Origin of the sequence: Aliifodinibius sp. S!AR15-10 (genome assembly GCF_031569985.1) — a bacterium.
Lineage (GTDB): Bacteria > Bacteroidota > Rhodothermia > Balneolales > Balneolaceae > JAMQKA01.
On sequence record NZ_JAMQKA010000002.1, the window covers coordinates 50,145 to 70,872 of the forward strand.

26 protein-coding genes and 1 pseudogene are annotated in these 20,728 nt (G+C 50.9%); 2 read left to right on the plus strand and 25 right to left on the minus strand.

Annotation, left to right across the window (positions count from 1 at the left end):
• Positions 1 to 34 precede the first annotated feature (34 nt).
• The gene (locus tag NC796_RS01780; RefSeq protein ID WP_310681529.1) at positions 35 to 679 is read left to right on the plus strand and encodes a class I SAM-dependent methyltransferase; all 645 of its coding nucleotides are present in this window, start codon (positions 35 to 37) and stop codon (positions 677 to 679) included.
• Here NC796_RS01780 and NC796_RS01785 read toward each other — a convergent pair.
• Together NC796_RS01785 and NC796_RS26735 are read right to left on the minus strand one after the other, a co-directional pair.
• The gene (locus NC796_RS01785; protein ID WP_310681531.1) at positions 663 to 935 is read right to left on the minus strand and encodes a hypothetical protein; all 273 of its coding nucleotides are present in this window, start codon (positions 933 to 935) and stop codon (positions 663 to 665) included. The genes NC796_RS01780 and NC796_RS01785 overlap by 17 nt on opposite strands.
• Positions 936 to 1,117: 182 nt before the next feature.
• Positions 1,118 to 1,201 (minus strand): annotated as a pseudogene (locus NC796_RS26735) (hypothetical protein); the annotation flags it as partial.
• 170 nt (positions 1,202 to 1,371) lie between these two features.
• On the opposite strand from NC796_RS26735, the gene NC796_RS01795 reads away from it, so the two are divergent.
• Positions 1,372 to 2,655: a mechanosensitive ion channel family protein gene (locus NC796_RS01795; protein WP_310681535.1), complete on the plus strand. Its 1,284-nt coding sequence runs from the start codon at positions 1,372 to 1,374 to the stop codon at positions 2,653 to 2,655.
• Positions 2,656 to 2,997: 342 nt separating this feature from the next.
• Here NC796_RS01795 and NC796_RS01800 read toward each other — a convergent pair whose 3' ends face one another.
• The 23 genes from NC796_RS01800 to NC796_RS01910 all read right to left on the minus strand — a co-directional run bounded on the left by NC796_RS01800 (position 2,998) and on the right by NC796_RS01910 (position 20,649).
• Complete coding sequence (locus tag NC796_RS01800; RefSeq protein WP_310681537.1) at positions 2,998 to 4,935, minus strand: heavy metal translocating P-type ATPase; 1,938 nt, start codon at positions 4,933 to 4,935, stop codon at positions 2,998 to 3,000.
• Positions 4,936 to 4,938: 3 nt separating this feature from the next.
• Positions 4,939 to 5,349 (minus strand): STAS/SEC14 domain-containing protein, encoded by a 411-nt coding sequence (locus tag NC796_RS01805; RefSeq protein ID WP_310681539.1) that lies wholly within the window; start codon positions 5,347 to 5,349, stop codon positions 4,939 to 4,941.
• Positions 5,350 to 5,494: 145 nt separating this feature from the next.
• Positions 5,495 to 5,707, minus strand: a complete 213-nt coding sequence (locus NC796_RS01810) for a GDCCVxC domain-containing (seleno)protein (RefSeq protein ID WP_310681541.1) — start codon at positions 5,705 to 5,707, stop codon at positions 5,495 to 5,497.
• On the minus strand, positions 5,704 to 6,270 hold the full coding sequence (locus NC796_RS01815; protein WP_310681543.1) for an AraC family transcriptional regulator: 567 nt from the start codon (positions 6,268 to 6,270) through the stop codon (positions 5,704 to 5,706). Before NC796_RS01815 ends, NC796_RS01810 begins: the two co-directional genes overlap by 4 nt.
• Before the next feature lie 81 nt (positions 6,271 to 6,351).
• Positions 6,352 to 6,672 carry a P-II family nitrogen regulator gene (locus NC796_RS01820; RefSeq protein WP_310681545.1) on the minus strand — a complete coding sequence of 107 codons (321 nt, stop codon included), beginning with the start codon at positions 6,670 to 6,672 and terminating at the stop codon, positions 6,352 to 6,354.
• Between the two features lie 57 nt (positions 6,673 to 6,729).
• On the minus strand, positions 6,730 to 9,834 hold the full coding sequence (locus NC796_RS01825) for a CusA/CzcA family heavy metal efflux RND transporter (protein ID WP_310681547.1): 3,105 nt from the start codon (positions 9,832 to 9,834) through the stop codon (positions 6,730 to 6,732).
• Between the two features lie 39 nt (positions 9,835 to 9,873).
• Positions 9,874 to 11,133: an efflux RND transporter periplasmic adaptor subunit gene (locus NC796_RS01830; protein WP_310681549.1), complete on the minus strand. Its 1,260-nt coding sequence runs from the start codon at positions 11,131 to 11,133 to the stop codon at positions 9,874 to 9,876.
• A 28-nt stretch (positions 11,134 to 11,161) separates the two neighbouring features.
• Entirely contained in the window at positions 11,162 to 12,532 is a 1,371-nt protein-coding gene (locus tag NC796_RS01835; RefSeq protein ID WP_310681551.1) for a TolC family protein, read from the minus strand.
• Between the two features lie 120 nt (positions 12,533 to 12,652).
• Positions 12,653 to 13,123: a hypothetical protein gene (locus NC796_RS01840; RefSeq protein WP_310681553.1), complete on the minus strand. Its 471-nt coding sequence runs from the start codon at positions 13,121 to 13,123 to the stop codon at positions 12,653 to 12,655.
• Between the two features lie 99 nt (positions 13,124 to 13,222).
• A complete protein-coding gene (locus NC796_RS01845; RefSeq protein WP_310681555.1) occupies positions 13,223 to 13,588 on the minus strand; it encodes a hypothetical protein in 366 nt (121 codons plus the stop codon).
• Entirely contained in the window at positions 13,585 to 14,049 is a 465-nt protein-coding gene (locus NC796_RS01850) for a hypothetical protein (protein ID WP_310681557.1), read from the minus strand. Before NC796_RS01850 ends, NC796_RS01845 begins: the two co-directional genes overlap by 4 nt.
• Entirely contained in the window at positions 14,021 to 14,380 is a 360-nt protein-coding gene (locus NC796_RS01855; protein WP_310681558.1) for a hypothetical protein, read from the minus strand. Before NC796_RS01855 ends, NC796_RS01850 begins: the two co-directional genes overlap by 29 nt.
• Entirely contained in the window at positions 14,377 to 14,910 is a 534-nt protein-coding gene (locus NC796_RS01860) for a hypothetical protein (RefSeq protein WP_310681560.1), read from the minus strand. The genes NC796_RS01855 and NC796_RS01860 overlap by 4 nt, the downstream gene beginning before the upstream one ends.
• A gap of 1 nt (position 14,911) precedes the next feature.
• Positions 14,912 to 15,115, minus strand: a complete 204-nt coding sequence (locus NC796_RS01865; protein ID WP_310681562.1) for a hypothetical protein — start codon at positions 15,113 to 15,115, stop codon at positions 14,912 to 14,914.
• 27 nt (positions 15,116 to 15,142) lie between these two features.
• On the minus strand, positions 15,143 to 15,625 hold the full coding sequence (locus NC796_RS01870) for a hypothetical protein (protein WP_310681564.1): 483 nt from the start codon (positions 15,623 to 15,625) through the stop codon (positions 15,143 to 15,145).
• A 21-nt stretch (positions 15,626 to 15,646) separates the two neighbouring features.
• Entirely contained in the window at positions 15,647 to 16,210 is a 564-nt protein-coding gene (locus tag NC796_RS26740; RefSeq protein WP_409070340.1) for a transglycosylase SLT domain-containing protein, read from the minus strand.
• Positions 16,210 to 17,145 (minus strand): hypothetical protein, encoded by a 936-nt coding sequence (locus NC796_RS01880; RefSeq protein WP_310681568.1) that lies wholly within the window; start codon positions 17,143 to 17,145, stop codon positions 16,210 to 16,212. Before NC796_RS01880 ends, NC796_RS26740 begins: the two co-directional genes overlap by 1 nt.
• A gap of 27 nt (positions 17,146 to 17,172) precedes the next feature.
• Positions 17,173 to 17,658, minus strand: coding sequence for a hypothetical protein (locus NC796_RS01885; protein ID WP_310681570.1), 486 nt, complete (start codon positions 17,656 to 17,658; stop codon positions 17,173 to 17,175).
• Position 17,659: 1 nt separating this feature from the next.
• Positions 17,660 to 18,064 carry a hypothetical protein gene (locus NC796_RS01890; protein WP_310681571.1) on the minus strand — a complete coding sequence of 135 codons (405 nt, stop codon included), beginning with the start codon at positions 18,062 to 18,064 and terminating at the stop codon, positions 17,660 to 17,662.
• A 145-nt stretch (positions 18,065 to 18,209) separates the two neighbouring features.
• Entirely contained in the window at positions 18,210 to 18,656 is a 447-nt protein-coding gene (locus tag NC796_RS01895) for a hypothetical protein (protein ID WP_310681573.1), read from the minus strand.
• Complete coding sequence (locus NC796_RS01900) at positions 18,634 to 19,413, minus strand: hypothetical protein (RefSeq protein WP_310681575.1); 780 nt, start codon at positions 19,411 to 19,413, stop codon at positions 18,634 to 18,636. The genes NC796_RS01895 and NC796_RS01900 overlap by 23 nt, the downstream gene beginning before the upstream one ends.
• Positions 19,414 to 19,484: 71 nt before the next feature.
• The gene (locus NC796_RS01905; protein ID WP_310681577.1) at positions 19,485 to 20,105 is read right to left on the minus strand and encodes a hypothetical protein; all 621 of its coding nucleotides are present in this window, start codon (positions 20,103 to 20,105) and stop codon (positions 19,485 to 19,487) included.
• A gap of 100 nt (positions 20,106 to 20,205) precedes the next feature.
• Complete coding sequence (locus NC796_RS01910; protein ID WP_310681585.1) at positions 20,206 to 20,649, minus strand: hypothetical protein; 444 nt, start codon at positions 20,647 to 20,649, stop codon at positions 20,206 to 20,208.
• Positions 20,650 to 20,728: the final 79 nt, after the last annotated feature.

Genomic DNA, 20,728 nt, shown 5'->3' on the forward strand with positions numbered 1-20,728 from the left:
TGAATAGAATTGTAACGAAAAAGTTTTGAACACGATGTTATCAACAATCAAGAACTATCTGGCACGACAAGCGCGAAATCCTTTCGGGTGGTTTGGCCGTCTTATGGCGCCTTTGGTGTTTAATCATGAAAACCAGCATATAGAGGATTTTGGCCTGGAACTAATGGACCCTCAACAGGACGATCATATCTTGGAAATTGGCTTTGGTCATGGTCGGTTAATTTCCCAAATGCTGCCCAAAATTACGGAAGGCAAGCTGCATGGCATTGATATTTCCGAGCAAATGGTCAAGGTGACCACCAATCGAAACAGGCAATGGATTGAGAATGGGAAACTTGTCCTCAAACAAGCCTCCATTGCCGATATACCTTATCCCGAGGGCTACTTTAATAAAGTATTTACCTGTAATACGATCTACTTCTGGCCTGATCCCGTGGAAAACATCAGGGAAGTAAAACGGGTGCTCAAACCCAATGGCCAATTCTTTTGTGCATTCCGGGATAAGGAGCTGATGGAAAGTAAGGGCTCAGCGGTAACTGATAATCGGGAGGTGTTTCAAAATCTTTATCAGCCTGATGAAGTAATAAAACTATTCCAGGAAGGGGGTTTACAGAATGTACGCCACCAAAAGAACGACAGCAGTTCCGAAGAGGCTCATATCATTACTGGGTCAAAATGATATTTAGAGACCTGAGATATATTTTGAGCCCCTCCCGATAATTCACCCAGTCAGAAGTAGAGAATCGGGCGTTAAAGTACGTAATTGGCCCCCAGCGCCTCGGCAATATCCTGCTGTCCTGCCGGTTGCCCCGCCTGGATTTACCCTGGCCATGTTTGAGCTGCTTGTAGAGGTCCTTGTCTTGGGAATTCCCGGAAAGCTTCGCCGCCCAGATCCACTGGTAGATCGTCTCATGGGAAGCCCCATCGATGCCCATGACATGCCAGCGGCGAGCCTGATCTTTAAGAGCCTCGGTAAACCGACATGCCTTGGGTTTCGCTGGTCGGTCAGCTGCTGGGCTTGCTTCGGGCAATAATCTTTGCCCTCCGGGCTGTCGGTGGTTACATTACGTTTGAGCTCCCGGCCGATGGTCGAGCGATGCACGCCGATGGTCCGGGCCACCTCGCTTTTGGTATGACCTGCTTCCAACAGAGCTTTGATTTGATGACGATTGTCTTCACTGAGTTGGGTGTATTCTTGCATAGCAACACGAACATAACCCGCTTGGCCGACGACCTCAGGGACGCGCCCCTGAGGTCGTTCTACGTGTTGCACTTATTACTTGAACTCAGGCAATATATTGTTGATGTGATATATTAGCTCGGATATTTGAAGGGCAACAATTCATATTTTATAAAATAATAAATGAAACCATGAATCACCTTGAAGAGTGGATTGAATCACTACTGGTAAATACAGGAATTCCCGAAGAGTGGGCGGTCTATCTGCGGCTTATACTTTTTATCCTGATTCTGATCCTGCTCTCGGGAATCGCTTATGTTATTACGAAGCGGATTATCATCCACTATCTCTATAAGTTTGTAAGGAAGTCATCTCTAACATGGGATGATGCCCTGGCCGATCACAAGGTATTCAATAATGTAGCCCATATCATTCCTGCCATTTTAGTCCGCATCATGGCCCCCGTTATTTTCGCCGACTTTGAGCAGGCCCTTCCGTTTATCATTAAAATAACGGACAGCTATCTGCTGATTGTGGGCATGACCATTATCTTTGCCTTTCTCAGGGTTGCGCAATACGGGCTTGCTTCCCATCCCATCTTTAAAGATAAACCGATTGCAAGCTATTTTCAGCTGGCAAGAATCATCCTGTATATCGTTACCGGTATTCTGGTCCTTTCCCTGATTTTGGAGCAGTCACCCGTATATTTCCTTAGTGCATTTGGCGCGATGACAGCCATTGTCCTGCTGATCTTTAAAGATACGATTCTCGGGCTGGTGGCCAGCGTGCAGATGTCGTCCAATGATATGGTGCGGGTGGGCGACTGGGTAGAGATGCCAAAATACAACGCGGACGGGGATGTGATTGAAATTAATCTAAACACGGTAAAAATTCAGAACTGGGACCGAACCATTACCTCCATTCCGACCTATTATTTTATCACTGACAGTTTTAAGAACTGGAGAGGCATGCAGCAGAGTGGCGGCCGGAGAATCAAGAGGGCGATCTATATCGATTCGCAGACAGTAAAATTTGTGGATCCGGAGATGCGCGAGGAGCTCAAAAAATACCACCTGCTCAAAGAGTTCCTAGAAACAAGGCAGAAAGAGATTGAAGAATACAATGAAAAACATAATCTGGATACGTCTGTATTGATCAACGGACGGCGAATGACCAATCTTGGCGTGTTCAGAAAGTATGTTGAATTATACCTGAAAAACCATCCCCAAGTTAACCAGGATATGACCGTGATGGTTCGCCAGCTCGGAACGGAGAGCCGGGGCATCCCCCTGGAGATCTACTGTTTTACTAATACCACCGCCTGGCTGGAGTATGAGACCATTCAGGCAGATATTTTTGACCACCTCTATGCGACGGTAGCATTCTTTGACCTCGATATTTTCCAGGAACCCAGCGGCAGGAATTTTTCTAACGTTTTCCAGTCCATGGAGAACAATATTTCGCCTGAAAATTAGCCTTCTTACGGTAGTAATTGCCTTTTATGCCTTTTTGATCCGAAGCCAAACGCTCTATCCAATTGAGCTACGGGCGCTTACAGATGTGTCAGGTCAGTTGTACAACTTTTGTAAGTGTGTCTGACTGAGTAAAACCAAAGAACAAAATACCAACCGTAATCCTATTCTAAGCGCCCCCAATTGCAAGTATTGCCACTGGATTGTCTGACTGGCCTGTTCCGAAGCCAAACTGATATATGGCTTTCTGATTCATAGAGGTCGATTTTGGAAGTCCATGTTACATCATATGTAACAACTAATATGAAAGCTATGAAAAGGTTTCCTGATACCTGAGCTTAGAACTTAGTCCTCACAACAGGATTTAGCTTCTTTCACTTGTCTTGTAGAATGGTTTTTAGCAGTAAGGCTAAACTCCTTATCCGAGTACTTATTTTGTATGCGGATCGCATTGCCGATAGCAATAAGGGCCACACCGACATCAGCAAATATAGCTTCCCACATGGTGGCCATGCCAATGGTAGCGAGCACCATTACCAAGACTTTAATCCCCAGCGCAAACCCGATGTTTTGCCATACGATGCGATGCGTAAAGTTAGCGATGTCAATAGCTAAAGGTATCTTGGAGGGCTGGTCGGTTTGAATAACCACATCAGCGGTTTCAACGGTAGCATCCGATCCAATGCCGCCCATGGCTATACCAATGTCAGCCAGCGTAATGACTGGGGCATCATTGACCCCATCTCCGATAAATCCTACTGTTTTGGATGGGCTTAGCGCTTGCTCGACGTGGCGATATTTTTCATCAGGCATCAGGCTTCCATATGCCCGATCTAAGCCCAGCTTTCGAGATACATGATCAACCACTTCTTGATTATCTCCGGAAAGCATCACGATTTCGTTGACTCCATGTTTTCGAAGGCCCGCAATAGCCTGCTTACTATCCTCTTTAATCTGATCCGCAATGCTGATGGTGCCAACGTAGGTGCCATCCTCGGCCACATGCACATAGGTATAAGGATCATCAAGGTCGGTGGAAGATATACTGATACCATGCTGTTCTAACAGATCTCCGTTTCCAACGACAACAGTTTTCCCGTTGACTGTACCTTTCAATCCTTTGCCGGAAATTTCCTGCTGATTTTCTACGGGATGCAGCTGTTGCCCATTGGTACGGTTGAGGATCGCTTTTGCTATCGGATGGGTGGAGCCCTGTTCCAGGGAAGCGGCCAGTGTAAGCAACTCTTCTTGACTATATCCATTCACGGGATGGATATCGCGAACCTCAAAGCTGCCTTCGGTCATCGTGCCTGTTTTGTCCATGAACAAGGTTTTCATCTTTCGCAGCTGATCAAGGAAATTCGAACCCTTAAGCAGAATGCCGTTTCGGGAGGCTGCACCGATACCACCGAAATAACCGAGGGGAATGGAAATAACTAATCCACACGGACAAGAGACGACAAGGAAAATAAGAGCGCGATAGAACCAATCCTGAAAGACATAGTTTTCAACTACTAAATAAGGGACGAACGTAAGAGCTACCGCCAGCCAAACGACGATGGGGGTATAGATGCTGGCAAACCTCGTCATAAACCGTTGCGTAGGAGCTTTTCGCTTGGAGGCCTCCTGGACCATCGTCAGAATGTTGGATAGCTTGGTATCTTCATAGCCGCTGGTCACTTTAATGCGGACCGGTCGATCCTGGTTGATTGAGCCGGCCCATACCTCTTCCCCGGATTCCCGACTCATGGGTTTTGACTCACCGGTCAGTGCTGCGGTATTAAAGGAAGCCTTTTCGGTAAGGAGCTCGCCATCCAGTGGTACTTTTTCGCCGGGTTTTACCTGGATGATTTCACCTGTTTCAATTTCGGAGGGATGAACGCTTTCCGTTGATCCATTGCGTTCTAGCGTAGCCGTATCCGGTTGTTGATCTATCAGGCTCTTAATGGATTGCTTTGCCCGGTTCACCGCTCCATCCTGGGCATATTCGCCTACCATGTAAAAGAGCATGACAGCCACGCCTTCTGCATATTCGCCAATGGCGAAAGCACCAACAGTGGCAATGCCCATCAGCAAGAACTCACTGAATATGGTACCCCCTTTTATCGATTTGAATGCTTTCATCCACACAGGTCCACCCACAACGATGTAGGAAAGCCCATACAATGGCAAGTACACGTAGGGCTGACCAGCAAACGAAAACCCGTGTTCAACAATCAAGGCCGCTGCTAAAAAAAGGGCGCTGGCTACGGCATCTTTATATCTTTTTATAAATGTCATCATTAATCAGTTGTGATTTTGTTTGAGCCATTCCCACGCGTTCTCGGCCTTGTCAATGGGGAAGAAATGCATTTCTTCCTTGGTAATGGGATCGACAAGCTTCGTACCCCACTCTTGCCATTGTTTATCTCCCACTACCGCAATGCGATCAAAATATCCAATGTATTCGGCATCAAGCTGCAAGTCTTTCCAAAATGCTGCGGTATCCTGCCATCCCTTAAAATCTTCCAGTATCATGATTAAATGGGGGTCATCAGATGCAGTTGCAAACTTGTTTAAATCCGGTTCGAGGTCATCCAGATCTTCTTTTGAAAGCTTGCCGGATGCTTTGATGGTAAGAATATCGTCATCAGTATGAGCATTCACTTCAATCATATACACTACGTGTTTTCTTCGACCTTCAATTTCTACTCCCAAAATAAATGCCGGTCGCAAAGAGTGCTTGCATCTTTATGTGAATCTTGTGCAAAATTATGCGGAAAATGAGTGTGGGACAGCGGTTATAAAGTTGTCGTGCAGTCAGCAGATCCGACAGTGGATGGATCAGCGTTAGAATATTATGTTAACAGCAATTTTGTTCATTCTTTTGAACAGGTGGACAGGGAATATCACCATACGAACAAAACACACAACAGTCACCCTTGTTGGGTTTTAGTAGGTTGCCACAATTGGGGCATTCCCAAAAATACTGGCAGGAGTCGGTTGGCATAATTTCGGTTGTTGTTTCTCCGCATTCAGGGCAGGTAATCGTTGATTTTAATTGCACCTTGCTCATAGCCGATCAATTGAATTTCGTTTGTTCTCCTTGATCTCTTTAAAATGGGACGGCGACAACCCGGTTTCTTTTTTGAACTGCCTAGAGAAATGTTGCTGGCTGCTATAGTCAAGTTCCAATGCGATCCGGCCAAGCGTCTTTTCATCATAAACGATGAGTTCTTTGGCCCGTTCAATTTTTTGCAGGATAAAGTACCGCTCGATAGACTTGCCTTCGACTCCCGAAAACAGGCGGCTAAGGTGCTGGTAGTCTTTGTGAATGTTCTCAGAGAGATAATCCGACAGGTTCTTTTCCAATGGTTCCTCTGATCGGACTTGCTGGATAATAAGCTGCTTAATCTGTTCTACGGTGCGGCTGTTTTCATCATCGATGATGTCAAAGCCATTATTGCGAATAATGGATACCAAACGCTCATAATCTTTCTTGGTAACAGCTTCGGATAGGTACAGCTCACCAAGTTCAATCTTTTGAACATCGAAGCCGGCATCGGTGAGTTTTTCCTGCAGAACTTCAGCGCAATGGCTGCACACCATGTTTTTGATATGAAAATGTTTGTGATCCATAACTTAAAAGGTATGATAATTTGAGAAAACTGTCACTGCGGTCAAACAGTGACAGTCTCGGGGATAGTGATGGGACGTTGGTTATCGTATGACATCGTTATCGGTTTCCCCCGTGCGGATTCGTACAGCTTGTTCTACGTTGGATACAAATATCTTTCCGTCTCCGTAGTTTCCGGTGTGCCCCTTTTCAACGATCACCGAAATTATTTCATCAACTCTATTTGTGGGTACGACAGTTTCCAGCTTAATGCGTTGGACCAGTTGAGCCGCTTCTTTTTCTTGGGCATGTCCCCAACCGCGCACGTCACTGAGCGTGATGCCGGGGGCATTCTCAAGGTTTTCAAGGGCATCAATAACATAATCGATCATGTTGGTTCGAATAAAAGCTTTGATCTCTTTCATAATAATCTTGGTTTAGACTTGGCCAGTTTCAAAAACTGGCCAAGTTGTATTAGAAATTTACAGTTCGGCGTGGGTGACTGGTTCGGCAAACCACTTGTAGATGGTCGGCAGTACGACCAGCGTAAGCAGCGTGGAGGTAAACAGTCCCCCTACAACCACAGCTGCCAGCGGACGCTGAACGTTGGAGCCGATATCATTGGCCAGCAATAGTGGCAACAGTCCGAGGCCGGTGGTTAGCGCAGTCATCAGTACGGGACGCAAACGTAACAGTGAAGCCTGTACGACTGACTTCTCGGTGGACATTCCTTCCTCCCGCAGCTGATTGATGTAGGATACAATGACCAGCCCGTTGAGTACCGCAATTCCGAAGATCGCGATAAACCCTACCGCTGCCGGTACCGAGAGGTACAGTCCGGATATCCAGAGGGCAAAGATCCCCCCGATGGTAGCAAAGGGAATGTTTAGAAAGATGAGCACGGCATAGCGCCAGCTGCCAAAGGTGGAAAACAGCATAAAGAAGATCAGTCCCAGGGTAATGGGAACCACGACCATCAGCCGGTTCATCGCACGCCGTTGGTTTTCAAACTGTCCGCCGTATTCGGTAAAGTATCCGGCCGGTAGATCTACTTGCTCTTCGACTTTTTGGCTGATCTCGTTCACGACACTACCCATATCTCGACCGCGTACGTTCAGTTGCACGTATGTACGTCGACTGGCTTTGTTGCGGGATATTTGTTTGGGACCGGTAAAGACCTCCACATCTGCAATCTGGGAGAGCGGTACCAGGGAACCTTTAGCCGTGCGCACGGGCAACTCCCGAACTTGTTCAATGCGTTTGCGCTGGTTCTCCTGTAGGCGCACGAAGATATCGAAGCGGCGAATGCCCTCGAATACCTGCCCGGCAACCGAGCCGCCAATACCGGTTTCTACGGTATTCAGAAAGTCATCGATACTGATGCCCAGTCGGGCCAGCTGCCCGCGATCAGGTCGTACCAGGATTTGCGGTTTGCCACCCTGCTGCTGGGCGCGGACATCCACCGCTCCTTCTACGCTTTTGGCGACCTCGGCAATCTCTTGGGCCTTTTGAGCCAGGGTATCCAGATCATCACCATACAAGCTGGCAACGACCTGGGCGCGAACGCCGCTGAGTAGCTCATCCGTACGAAGCTGGATAGGCTGAGAAAAGTTGGAAGCCACGCCCGGGAGATCTTCATTCAGTTTTTCAGCCATGGCCGACTGTAGTTCTTCATAGCTACGTCCTGCTTCCCACTCATCAAGTGGTTTAAGGTTTACTACATTGAACACCACATTTACCGGCTCGGGATCGCCGCCTACTTCGGCACGTCCCACGCGGGAATAGATCCCCTGCACTTCGGGAAAGGTTTGCATCGACTCCTGAATACGCTTCGTGTATTCCTTGGTGGTTGGGAGGTTAGCGCCCGGAGGCAGTACAGAGCGTACTGCAAAGGTCCCTTCTCGCAAGGTCGGCTGAAATTCGGTTCCCAGGAATGGGAATACCGCCATGCTTGCGGCAAACAGCACCAAGGCTCCACCAAAGACCATCTTGGGGAATTTCGTGGCTTTTTCAATTAGCGGACGGCTGAACCCTTTCACCTTGCGGACCAACCACGGCTCTTTGTCCATCCCTTTATCCGGCAGGATAAAACTGGAAATGACCGGAATGTAGGTCAAGGCCAGAAAGATGGCTCCGGCCAAGGCAAAGGTAATGGTGTAAGCCAGTGGCTTAAACATTTTACCCTCGACGCCTTCCAGCGAAAAGAGGGGAATAAATACGATGATAATAATGCTAGTCGCAAAGATCACCGGACGTATCACTTCCCGAGCTGCTTCGCCTACCACCCGCACCAGGGATACGTTTTCGGTATCTCGTTCTTCCAACAGGCGGTAGGTGTTTTCCACGATCACGGTGGCACTGTCCCCGATCATACCAATGCTGATCGCCAAGCCCCCCAGACTCATCAAGTTCGCCGAAATGCCCATGAGGTTCATCCCAATGAAGGCGATGAGAAAGGCAATAGGAACGGTGGATATAATGATAAGCGTCGAGCGAAGGTCCCCCATAAAAAAGTAGAGAATGACCAGCACGAGAATGGCCCCGATGTACAGGGCATTGCTGACTGTACCCACGGCTTTACTAACGAGCTGTCCTTGCGAGTAAAACGGCTTCATAACCATACCGTCGGGCAGAGCTTTGTTAATGGCATCAATCTTCTGATCCACTTGGGCCAGCAAGTCTTGGGTATTAGTGCCAATGAGCTTGAGCACAAAGCCCCCAACCGATTCCTCTTGGTCTTTAATAAGAGTGCCCCGTTTAATCTCGGAGCCGAATTCCACCTTGGCGACATCCTTGACATAAATGGGTGTGCCACCAGAGTTTTTTACAATAATGTTTCGGATATCCTGTAGGCCTTCTTTGTCTGGATTAATCCAACCATAGCCCCTGACGAGATACTCTTCGCCGCCTCGTTCCAAAAAGGAAGCACCTACATTGCGGTTGTTGCTGTTGATGGCTTTTTCCAGATCCTCCAGGGTAAGCCCGCGTGAAATCAATGCGTTCATATTGGCATTGACCTGGAACTGTCGGACATCGCCACCCAAAGAAAGCACACCGGTAACCCCGGGCACAGTTCGCAGCTGGGGTTTTACGATCCAGTCCTGGGCGGTGCGAAGCTCCATCAGGGAATGGTTGGCGGTATCGGTGTTGGTTACTTCGTACATCATGATGGTCCCAAGTCCCGTAGTAATGGGACCCAGTTGCGGTTGTCCCAGCCCATCGGGGATAGATTCCTTTGCTTTGGAGAGTCGTTCCATGACCAGCCGACGGGCAAAATAGATGTCGGTGCCGTCTTCGAAGTATATATTTACGCGCGAAAGCCCGAAGATGGAGGTACTCTGCACGCGATCCAGCTTAGGCAGCCCATACATCGAGATTTCAATAGGATAGCTGATCTGCGTCTCAACATCCACCGGGGAAAGACCGGGGCTGGACGTAAACACCTGCACCATGGTGGGCGATACGTCCGGGAAGGAGTCGATAGGGACATCCTCAAAAGAGAAGTATCCATAGACGCCAACGGCCGCCACCAGAATGAGGATCGTCAAACGATTCTTTAATACTTTGTCAATTATTTGTTGAAGCATAAGTCTGTCATTTAAGAAATTCGATATTGCAACGAGCAGTTAATGTCCGTGGGATGCGCTTCGTCCCTGAGCGGTAAGGGCTGATTTCAGGTCAAAAGCTCCGGCAATGACGGCTTGTTGGCCGGGCTTCAGGCCCGATGCAATTTCCACATAGCCCTCATTTTCACTGCCCAGCATAACCTCGACAGGCTTGTAGCTGCCGTCCTCGTTGCCGGGGACAAAGACCACTTGCTCACCCTCAATCGTTTGTACCGCATCAATGGGAATCATGGCAACGTTCCGTTCTTTCCCTGTTGATATGCGAGCGGTACCGAACATTCCGGCCCGTAGCTTTCGGTTCGGGTTTTCAACAACCGCGCGAACCGGCATGGTTCGCGTCTGTATTTCCAGGCTATATGAAACCCAGTCTGTCTTCCCCTCAAAGGTCTCTCCAGGGATGCTTCTAACCGAGAGGCTTACTTGTTGGCCTTTGTCCAGATACCGGATATCCTGCTCGTAGGCATCGATCATCACCCACATTTTGGAGAGGTTCGCTACGTGGATGGGCGTCTCACTAGGGCTGATGGTTTGTCCGGGCGAAATATCCCGCTCTTGAATAACCCCGTCGAGCGGACTTGTCAGATAAAAGTGGGATAAGGGCTGATCGGTGCCCGCCTCAATATTTTTAATGTCGTTTTGCGACAACCCGTAAAGGCGTAACGCTTCCGCCGCAGAATTCAGTTCGGCTTTGGCCTCTTGGTAGTTAGCTTCGGCATCCAGCAGCTCGGCTTGAGAGGATATTTCCTGGTCATACAGCGACTGCTCGCGTTTGTAGCGTGCCTGCTCGGCTTTAAGCCGGGCCCGAAGTCGAATGTATTCAGCTTTGGCTTTTCCCAGGCCCACGCTGCTCATGAGTGCAATGGGCTCGTCCTTTTGGACTCGTTCTCCCAAGTCCTTTATGACTTTCACAACCTTTGCTTCGATCCGGGGACCAACTTTGGCAATTTGATCCAGATCGTATCCGACGCTGGCGGGACGTGAAATGGTTGAGGAAGCACTTCCCTCGGACAGCGTTTCCACCTTGATGCCGAGGTTACCTTCTTGCTGCTCAGTAAGATGCACTTCACGGGCATGCTGTCCGGATTCTTCATTGTGTTGTCCACCTTCCTCAGTATGCTGCTCGGTTTCTTCGCTGTGTTGCGATTCGGGTTGATGTTGCTGGGTTTGCGTGTTGGCTTGGGAATTAGAATTAGATCCACAGCCTGTCAAAAGACTTCCTAATAGAAGTCCGGTAAGTGTTAATACAGTTAGATTCTTCATGGTTGGTGATTCTGTATTCGTTCAAAAATTAGTTTGCAGAAATTTCAGAGAGAGGCGTGCCGATGAGGCGTTCTACTTCGGCTACGGCCCGATTGTATTCGGCCAGGGCCTGGATGTAGCGGGTGCGCGTCGAAAAAAGCGTGCGTTGAGCATCCAGTACTTCCAGGTAATCAAACTTGCCCTGTCGGTAACCGGTTTGGGCCGCCTCAAAAGCTGTTTTAGCTCCGGGTAGTACCTGTTCTTGCAGCTGGTTGACTTCATGGGTAGCTGCATCCAGTCGGTTGTATGCCGTTTGCAAGGCCTTGTAGGTTTGGGTGACGGCCGCTTCCCGTTGGGTCTGCACGCGACTGAGCTCATACTTCGCCGCCTTGATATTCCCCTGGTTGCGATCAAAGAAAGGCAGTGGGATAGATACGCCTACAATAGCAGCGCTGGCACCTAAATCCTCCGCACGTTTGTATCCGCCGCTCACAGTGATGTTGGGAATGCCTTTTGCCTGTTCAAGATCAAGAGCAGATTCGCGCTGCTGCAGTTCGGTAGCCCACCGTGCCACATCCGGATTTCGCTGAATATAGGCTTGCACCTTGGCATACTCGGGAATAGCCGAAGGCATACTCAGCTCACCTTTTAACTGCTTGAACTTTGGTTGCTCGCTTCCCCAGTAGGCAGCCAGTGAACTACGAGCGGACTCCCATTGGTTGCGAGCATTTTCCAAGTCAATTTTTGCGCGGGAAAGCTCAACCTGCGCTTTGGTCTGCGCCAGCTTGGAGACTTTACCGGCCTTCACCTGGGCAGAGATAGAGTTGTACAGGTTTTGCGCCACATCAACCAGCTCTTTTTGCTGCTGCCACTGGCGCTGAGCTTCCAGTGCTGAGATATAAGCTTTGGTCACGCCGGTCAGCACATCCAGCCGTTGGGCTTCATAATCCCATCCGGCCAGTTCTTTGGTGGCACCGGCCAATCGTTTACGCTTGAGACGGTCAGCACCCAGCAGGATTTTCTGTCCCAATTTGACGGTCACTTCTCGGCCGCCGTAGCCTTCAAAGGGACCTGTCCCGCCAAAGTTTTCCATTTCGGCATTGAGCTGCGGGTTGGGAAGCAGCGAAGCCTGAATGCGTTCGGCTTCCTTCACGCGCACCTTCCAACCGTAGCTTTGCAGTCGAGGATTTTCGAGCAGGGCTTTGGATAGTGCATCTGAGAAGGTCAGCGTATCCGAAATGGTGACCTTGGTTGCAGTATCCTGCGGGTTCACATTCTGATTTAAGGCGGGAGACGTATCGTAGGTTTGGTCTCCCAGCGTGCTTTCTGAAGGTGCTTCGATAACGGTTTCTTCTGTGGCACATCCGGCAGCAAGCACGAGCATGCCGAGAGCCAGTAGTAGTGGTTTTAATAATTTCATGTGTTTCCAGCCAAATTTTGCTGTTATAGAGGGGCAAGCAGAACCGCCAGGATATAACTGTTCCTTATCTGGTTACATTACTTGCAAGTGAAATGGCGATATGGAAAGGGCTGGAACTACTTAGTTGTAGAGAATACGGACAACCGTCTTGAGCGAAGCTGTTATCGTATCCTCAATCAAGGGAGGCGTGTACGAAACAAGTTGAAAGACCTGTGATTGCGGGAGGCTTTCAACTGTGCTGTAAAGAATACCATTAAGGAATTTGAGCGTGCGTTCCTGATCGAAACGTGTAGTCTGCTGTTCTTTTGAGCAAATCAGAGATAGGGAGACATCATGGTGACTGTCTTCAACATTATCAAAGGTAGGCTCTTCATGATCATGCTGATCTTCGGCATGTACTACCTCTTCCGAAGGGATGCTGAAGATGGAACCGGCCTTGGATTCTATGTTGATCTGCCCGTTTTCCTCAAAGCAATAGACAAGATTGTCAACAAGCCCATGAATGGCAAGAAAATGAAGTCCAAACAGGAAAAGTAGGGCAAGCGTGGTGCCTTTGAGGCTTTTCTTGTATGTGGATCGTATCTGTTGCATTTGAAACTCTTTAAAATCAAATCCAAAGTTAGGGAATAGCTGGGAGGAAAAAAAGCAGTCTTTGTTAATTGAGACTGCTTTTTTAAAGAAGGGATTATGCTACTCAACAAATTTATTGAATACCTTCCGAATAAATCCCCCCACACGGATCAATATTTTCCCACCAAACTGATCAATAACAATTCGCAGCTCATGCAAGAAAAGATCTAGCAGGCGCTCTTTTTCTTTGGGAGAGAGCTTACTTCCTTTCTCGCTTTTAGGATCTGTGTATTGGGCATACAAGCGAAGAATGTCTTGGGCTTTCTCAAATAGCCCGCGAATTTGAACTGAGGCTGACAAGGCAATTATGCCAAGGATAACCACCCCAATTTCAGCCAAATTATTTGGAGCCAGTAGGCCTGATAGCCAATCTGTATTGAGTAGAACTATTGTGGAAATGAATAAGAAAGATAGCGTTGTAATCATCGTTTTTTCTTTGATTTATGGGATTTGTAGTGGAAAATTTTATCGGTTTTGATCTTGAGTTCGGAGTGGTCATTATCAAGTCTGGAGTTTCCGGGAATCCTATGACTTTGATTCTCCTGTATCTGCTGAAGCCACTTCCGACCTAAAACCTTTGCCTGCAGGTCTGATAACCCTTCCCCTTTTCCTTTTAGCAATTCATCAACAGGATTGGTCTGCGTGGCCCCAGATGAGATCGCGATCATCCCGTACAGGTAACCGATCATCTCCAGGATGGAGAGAGTGAGCAAAAGAGTTGTATCAATACCAGAGGCAGATAGCCGACCGGTCGATAGTAGCCCGGAAATAGTTAGGCTAGCGATGCCACTTTTTACGATTCCTCGGCCTTTTTTAGGGGTTCTGCTTTTGAAAAGCCCAATTAAGGTGGGAACCGCCTTAATAATGGGTGTTAGTATCTTCAGCATCAGTCGTGTCCTCTTCGGTTAAAGGTTTAAATCGGTTGATCCGGCGGGGGATAATTTCAAATTCGATGGATCGAATCCGCTGGTTATGCTCGTCAAAGCGCCCGTCCGTACGCTGGACATGCGTTTCCAGGCTCTTTTCCAATTTGCTGAGGTTGTCAGCCTGTACTTTTACTTTTTCGTTGATTCCAATCATCAGCTCATACCACTTTTTGATTTCAGCAGTCTGGTTGTTAATGGAATCGTAGATACCAGTCAAAAACAGGCAAATGATGGTAGTGACAATCAGTTCCTTGTACTTTTTGAAAAAGCTGTCAGCTTTTGAGTTGATCATGGGGTGTACCTCTTTATGGCATCATCAAGGGTTATGGTATTCCGGTTGGTCTTGCAATAGAAATCACCGCGAGTAAGTGATTGGTAATAATACAATCCATCTATCCGCAGCCACCGGAGTGGACGCCGGGACCGGCCGCCTCCAGACCATCCATCCACATGCAGCCCAATGGCAGGTACTTGTTCTCCTTTCTTGTTGGAATAGGTCCAATCAAAGTACAAGCCCACGCCCTGGAATCCCCAGGTTGTGGCGAGTAGCCAATGTTGGAGGGCCGAAGGTTGACCGGCCAGCCACTCCTCAAACAAGAGCACATCAAAAGCCAGGCCACGTCCATGCGATTTCGGGTCCCCTTTGCGCCAGGCTGATGTGATCATGGTCGGTAGGCCATGCCATGTTCGCCAGGCCAGGAAGGAGCGCAGGAACCCCACGTCCAAGCGAGCCAGGGTGCCGGGTCCCTGAATTTCAAATTCGCCCGGCGAAAAGTGATTGCCGTAGCTGTCCAGCAGGGCGAGGTAATCATGTCGGTTCATGTCAGCTACCTCCCGATGCTTTGACGAGCAATAGAAGCACGCCCAGACCGGCGGCAATTTTGATGCCCATCGGAATTTCGCTGTTGACATATTTTTTGGCTGTTTCCATAAGGTCTTGGGTGGTTTGCGGGGCATCGGGGGCGGCCGGTTCTCCCAGGCCTGCCCCGCAATTGCACCCGGCAGGGGTAAATGAAGAGTCTGTCATAGCGGGTTTCCTTTCGGTTGTTGCGGATTAATTACGAGTCATTACCAGCAGGGCCAGGCCTGCTGCCAGCACGCCCCCACCGATGATGAGCTTGGATTTTCCGATCCCACCAATGGACGGGGCGGCAGGGGCTTTCTCGGATTGGGTGGGAGCAGCAGAGTCGGCTACTTTTACAGTTGGAGGGCTGACTTTCGTTTTGGTCGCCGTCACTGTTTTTTTCGCGGCCAGACCGAACTCTTCGGGTACGGCCTGTTTCAAATAGTCTAGCACCTTGCTGGCAGACCATCCGAAATGGGCATACAGGTCGTACTTTTCGTTGCCGGGGCCTTTGGTGCGTTTGTACCATCCCATATTCCCGTTTAATTTACTTACCGTGGGGACGCGTCCACCTTCTTGCTGTTTTAGGCCTTGCACCCATTTTCGGAGCCGGGCCACAGGTATTCCGGCCACGGCCTCGCCCAGGCCTGGGTTTTGGCTGCACCCGCAGCTCACGTAGGTTGAATTCGACATAGTTGTACCTCGTTGGTTAGGTTAGTTTGGTTGGTTACTTCGAGTTTCAGTGATAAAAAGGTAGCCTGCCAGCAGCATCAGCCCGATCGGGACCGCCAGCATGGAGGGGCGGGCCACGGGAAGCAGTCTGCGGATGAGGTCCCGGCGGGCCAGCACGTCGCGGGCGTAATCCCCGCCGGTGGTAACTCGGTCGGGATCTTGTCCTGCCCGTATTGCTTGGGCCACGCGGGTTGGCCCGGCGTTGTAGGCGGCCACCGCCTGGTGGAGGTTCCCGCCGAAACGGCCAATCAGCTGCCCCAGGTACTTGGCCCCGTAGTCGATGTTGGGGGCGTGGTCCAGCCCAGAGTGGGCGCCGGTAAACCCGGGATGATGCCGCCTGTCGATCTGCATGATGCCGATCCCATTACCGTGGTCCCCAGTACCCTTGGCATCCAAGGCAAGCCCCATCCGGCTCTCGCGGGAGGCGACCGCCAGCAGCAGGGTCAGTGGCAAGCCATACCGCCTGGATGCTTGGGAAAAATACCCCATCACCCCACGCAGGCGGATGTATGTAAGTTCGGCAGGTATCGACCAGGAGGCTGCCATCAGACGACCGCTTTAATTGTGAACGTCACCTGAATGGCCTGACCTGGCTGGATGGTAAACTGGTCGGCCGGGGCCAGCGCCCGGCGGGCTATCAGCGTGGGCGTGAAATCGTAGTTGTAGGTCGATTTGCTGTTGCCGTAGATGCCAATCTCTTTAACCGTTATCGGGACTGTGCCCTTGTTTTCAAAGATGCGATGCAGATTGAACCAGGCCTGGTTGGCCTCCAGGTCAATGACCGGGGCGTCATCGGCGACCATCCCGTGATGGACCAGCAGCCCATCGCCGGTCCCATGGGCAATTCCTCCTACATCGTAGGGCGTCTGGTCAGTGGCGTCCGGGGACAGGTCGGTGTCAGTCATGGAGACAAACTTGGAGCTGGCGCCCAGCCGGATCCCAAATTTCCAGCCCGGAATCGGATTCCCGCTGCGTTCCATGTAGCCACCACCTCCCCCGGGGAACAGGCTCAGAAAGTATTGGGTGTGATAGGAATCGGAATTGTCACTCACCGCCAGGCTCCGCAGCATACTGGTAAAGGCCTCGGTAAAGCCGCCATTGCTGCCATGGAGGGCGGTATCCTGATTGAAGTTTTCGATCTGGGTGAGAATCTCGTAGTCGAGAGTTAGCGTTTTGGTCGCCGGCAGGGCCAGCGGGGCTTCCAGCACGTCCCGGGCCAGCAGCGTGTATGGGGTTCGCGTAAACTCGTCTTGCCGCCCGGTCTGAATGCCGATTTCATTGACAGACAGGTCGGCTCCGCCGGTGTTCGTAAAAGCCCGGGAGATGTTAAACTTGCTGCTCTGCTGGTCGGTGATCAGCGGGGAGATCGTGACCGCCCCCTTCGAGAGTCCGCCCAGGTGGGAGGCCAGAGACATATCCTCGGCCGATACCGGGCGCGTACCGGATCCGATCACCGCCTCCCAGTTGCGCAACGGGTACACCTGGTTGGAGACGGCCCGCCGTCCAAATCACTTCAGGATGACCTGCCCGTCACCCGCCAGGTGACCGGCCGAAATGTCGGTGGTGAGCCCGGAAAGCCACCAATCGGTGGTGCCACTGCGCTGGCCGATCTGCCAAAACCCGTTCAGGGCGGGCACGCTGGCGCACCCCCAGATCAGCGCGTAGACCGGATCTTCCCCGGGATCCCAGGCGAACTCCGAGGAGTCCTCCCAGTCAAACAGGCTGGATGAGGCGTGAATTTTCATCATGGACGCGGCCGGATCCCAGCTGATGTTTTCGACGGTTCGCGGGTAGATCCGCCCGTTCCAGTCGGGATTGTATAGGGCATCGTAGGCCCCGCCGGTGAAGTGGCCATAGAGGTCGCGGATAAACTGGCCCACAAAGGAGTCGCATTTCATGCGGTACAGGTGGCGACCGCCCAGGCCGATGTTGCAATACAGGTCTAGCCCCCGTTGGGGGAGCCCGACCGAAAGTTCGTGTTGGATGTGCTGCACGTCAGGTGATGGTTAGGTTATAGTTGGTCGTGATGTTTTTGCTGCCGGTGGCCGCCGCTTGGGTGGTTTTTTCCACGGTCGTAGTAGTTGCACTGAACTCCCCAGTACCTTCCGGCTCCGAGTCGGCCCGCAACGAGCCGGACAGATCCAATAGCTGTTCAACCTGTTGGCCTGTAATGGGTTTGATATCCAGTTTGAACCGGGTCGTAGCCAGATCACTTCCGGCCCGCAGTTTGCTGGGGACAATGACCGAATACACGGGGGACTTTCCCACCTTGCCGGAAGCGGTACGGGAGCGCACCCGGAAGAAATGCTCGGTGTCCAGGTAGGTGGTGGGCAGGTACACCTGGTGGTAGCGGATCATCTCGGCCGGGGAGCCGTGAAACTCCGGGGTCGAATAGGGCACCGAGGGGTCAAAGCCCCAGTCGAGCTGGCTGGAGGCCTTGGTGCCGGTCGCCCAGCTGACTAGGATGGAGCCCCGGACCAGCATGCCGCTGACCACGCGCATTTTAAATGGTTCGGTGAAGGATTTGCCGGTGATCTCGCTCATGCTATTGCGTCCAGAAGAGTTCGGTTACGAGGGCTTTCGAGGTCTCCAAGGCTCCGGAGGCCTCATCCCACAGGCCCATCATGCCGCCTTTGTAGAGCTCTTTGAACTGCCGCTCGTCCATGTGGAGGGTTTCCCCGGGCTTCAGCCGGAACGTGTAATAGCGCTCGTCGATGCGTGCTTCGTCCAGGGCGATCATAAACTCACCATCACTGTGGTTATGGATGATGACGCCCAGGCGCATAGGGTTGCCATTCACGAGTTTGACAGGACTCGTCCCCTGTTTGAGGACCGGGGAAATAGAGGTCCCGATACGTCCGGCGGGTCCGATCCCGATGGAAGGTGCATTTACCTTGAGTTGATCTAATAGGGCATCCATTTTCAGGGTGAGCTCGCAAAGCGACTGGATGAGGCTGTTCCACATATGGTTATACCTCCAGCGGGTTGGCATCAGACTTCTGAACCACGTAGGATTCGCACAAGAAACTTACGCCAGCCTGCTGCGCTCCTTTGTTAGAGGCATACACTTGAAACGGCATGTTGGAGCCAATGATAAAGGGGACGTTAGCATAGAAGGGGCCGAATTCGTCGTTAATCTGTTCCAAATAAACTTCGTTGCGGATAGTCGTATTATAGACTTTCAGGCTGGCAGTGATATCGCCCGGTCGGTCGCTGATCATTGCCAGGCGTCGGGCTTCCACGTCGATGCTTTTGGCTTTGACACCCATATCAATATTAACCGCACCCGGGGCCAGGGTAGCTTGCCCGTAGAGAAAGCGCGGTTGGGGCATCGGGCTGCCAATTTCGGCATAGATATTTATCAGTTTGGTCAGACTGTAATGATCGTAGCCCACCAGCTGGATGTTGACCGTCTGGGCCGTGTTACCGGTATTGGTCAGCTCGAAGACCAGGCTATTACTTTTTTGAATGATGAATGGAGCTAAGAGGCCATCAATACGGCGGAACAGTTGATGAACAACCGATAGTTGGAGGTCACGAAACAGATAGAGGTCTTCATTAAGTCGAGCGGAGACGAAAACTTTGTTCATGTCCAAGGCGTAGGGCAATATCTTTCGGACCCCGAAACTTTCCCCGCCCATGCCATTCATCATGATATGTCCTTTGCTTCCCGCTTGTAGTTCAACAGCTTTGGCCGGATTAAAAGGGCTGGACTGGGTTGGTGGAATAAAATTTTTAACAATCTTCATTAGCATTCAGATAAGTGTTAGGGCAATAAAAAAGCCGGCAACGACCCGATGGCCGCTGCCGGGAAGATGGGCTATTTTTCGGGCTTCATTTCAGCGACGACAATGCTGGCTCGCAGGTAGAGGAGGCCTTGGCCAGAAGTCGTCCAATTCTCGTCACTGGGGAACACTGAGGAATCCTCGAAATGGACCGAGAGCGACAGGGTTTGATTGACCGCCAGATCGAATGGGTCGGCCAGGCGGTACTCATCGGCGGATTTCAGGGAGGCAATGCGCTTGAAGACCACCGGGGCATCGGTGGTATTGGCCGTCCCCGCGACCATGTGCATGCCCGTGCCGGAGAAGTTGGAATGTTTGGAGATGGGCACCCGCAGGAACTCTTTGTTGTCGTTGTCGGCCTGCAGGATCACGCCCGCATCCTTCAGGGAGTTGACGATCGCGCGGGCATCAATGCCGTTGGCCTCATCGTCCTCGATGAACTGCTTGGTCACCTCGAAGGAAAGGGCAAGGATGCGTCGCTTAAGCTCGCCCGGGAAGGGATTGCCCACGTAGTTGTTACGGGTAATCTTCCGCGTGGAGTTGGGCGGAAAGAAGTTGACGACAGCGCCGTTTTGTTCCACCTTTTGGGTGTCAAAATAGGTTTTGATGCGCGCACTGGCGGGGACAATTGCTTTTTTGGTAATTTGGTTGCTCATAGCTTGTTGTGGTATAGAGATTTTGGTTGGGCCGTATGGCCATTTCGCTTATTCCCGTAAGCAGTCTCCGGCCAGTGAGAGCTATGAGTAAAAGGGTGGGTTATACCTCCACGGTGTCTTCAAACAGGGTTTCGATTTGGGAGACGTGTCCGGTTTCCTTCGGCAGCTGAGGCTGAGGAGTGACTTGGGCAGGCAGGGTGCCGTCGTCCCACAGGTATTCGCTGCCTTCCATCAGGCCCTGGGAGGGCGTCCAGTCGGGCATGACAAATTTGATCAGTTCCATCACGCCCTGCACGCCGAGCCCCATGGCCAGACCGCGAAGGTGTTTGTTTTTGGTGAACATGGTAAAGACCATGCCCAGGGTGAGGGGCAGGCCAACGCGGGCCGCTTGCTGGACAGTTGCCGAGCTGCCGCCAAGGATAGCGGGTACGGCCAGCCCGTTCAGCTGCGCACCAATTGCCTGGCCGCCCACAATGTATCCGGCCGTGATCAGCTGCTGCTTAAATTCACTGACCGCTTTTTCGGTAGTTATCTGTTTTGCCATAGTTGCAGGTTTGGGGGTTGTTGGGTTTTCGATTAGGTCCAAGTGTGTTGGATTTTTTGCAAATATTCGTTGGGTCATA

Bases quoted from the DNA above. Each gene is read 5' to 3' on its own strand.
- NC796_RS01785 (WP_310681531.1), bottom strand. From the start codon at position 935: ATGGGCATCGATGGGGCTTCCCATGAGACGATCTACCAGTGGATCTGG.
- NC796_RS01910 (WP_310681585.1), bottom strand. From the start codon at position 20,649: ATGGCAAAACAGATAACTACCGAAAAAGCGGTCAGTGAATTTAAGCAG.
- NC796_RS01800 (WP_310681537.1), bottom strand. From the start codon at position 4,935: ATGATGACATTTATAAAAAGATATAAAGATGCCGTAGCCAGCGCCCTT.
- NC796_RS01835 (WP_310681551.1), bottom strand. From the start codon at position 12,532: ATGAAATTATTAAAACCACTACTACTGGCTCTCGGCATGCTCGTGCTT.
- NC796_RS01795 (WP_310681535.1), top strand. From the start codon at position 1,372: ATGAATCACCTTGAAGAGTGGATTGAATCACTACTGGTAAATACAGGA.
- NC796_RS01840 (WP_310681553.1), bottom strand. From the start codon at position 13,123: ATGCAACAGATACGATCCACATACAAGAAAAGCCTCAAAGGCACCACG.
- NC796_RS01825 (WP_310681547.1), bottom strand. From the start codon at position 9,834: ATGCTTCAACAAATAATTGACAAAGTATTAAAGAATCGTTTGACGATC.
- NC796_RS01860 (WP_310681560.1), bottom strand. From the start codon at position 14,910: ATGAACCGACATGATTACCTCGCCCTGCTGGACAGCTACGGCAATCAC.
- NC796_RS01900 (WP_310681575.1), bottom strand. From the start codon at position 19,413: ATGAAGATTGTTAAAAATTTTATTCCACCAACCCAGTCCAGCCCTTTT.
- NC796_RS01810 (WP_310681541.1), bottom strand. From the start codon at position 5,707: ATGAGCAAGGTGCAATTAAAATCAACGATTACCTGCCCTGAATGCGGA.
- NC796_RS01780 (WP_310681529.1), top strand. From the start codon at position 35: ATGTTATCAACAATCAAGAACTATCTGGCACGACAAGCGCGAAATCCT.
- NC796_RS01830 (WP_310681549.1), bottom strand. From the start codon at position 11,133: ATGAAGAATCTAACTGTATTAACACTTACCGGACTTCTATTAGGAAGT.
- NC796_RS01865 (WP_310681562.1), bottom strand. From the start codon at position 15,115: ATGACAGACTCTTCATTTACCCCTGCCGGGTGCAATTGCGGGGCAGGC.
- NC796_RS01815 (WP_310681543.1), bottom strand. From the start codon at position 6,270: ATGGATCACAAACATTTTCATATCAAAAACATGGTGTGCAGCCATTGC.
- NC796_RS01905 (WP_310681577.1), bottom strand. From the start codon at position 20,105: ATGAGCAACCAAATTACCAAAAAAGCAATTGTCCCCGCCAGTGCGCGC.
- NC796_RS01855 (WP_310681558.1), bottom strand. From the start codon at position 14,380: ATGATCAACTCAAAAGCTGACAGCTTTTTCAAAAAGTACAAGGAACTG.
- NC796_RS01870 (WP_310681564.1), bottom strand. From the start codon at position 15,625: ATGTCGAATTCAACCTACGTGAGCTGCGGGTGCAGCCAAAACCCAGGC.
- NC796_RS26740 (WP_409070340.1), bottom strand. From the start codon at position 16,210: ATGGCAGCCTCCTGGTCGATACCTGCCGAACTTACATACATCCGCCTG.
- NC796_RS01850 (WP_310681557.1), bottom strand. From the start codon at position 14,049: ATGCTGAAGATACTAACACCCATTATTAAGGCGGTTCCCACCTTAATT.
- NC796_RS01895 (WP_310681573.1), bottom strand. From the start codon at position 18,656: ATGCCAACCCGCTGGAGGTATAACCATATGTGGAACAGCCTCATCCAG.
- NC796_RS01820 (WP_310681545.1), bottom strand. From the start codon at position 6,672: ATGAAAGAGATCAAAGCTTTTATTCGAACCAACATGATCGATTATGTT.
- NC796_RS01845 (WP_310681555.1), bottom strand. From the start codon at position 13,588: ATGATTACAACGCTATCTTTCTTATTCATTTCCACAATAGTTCTACTC.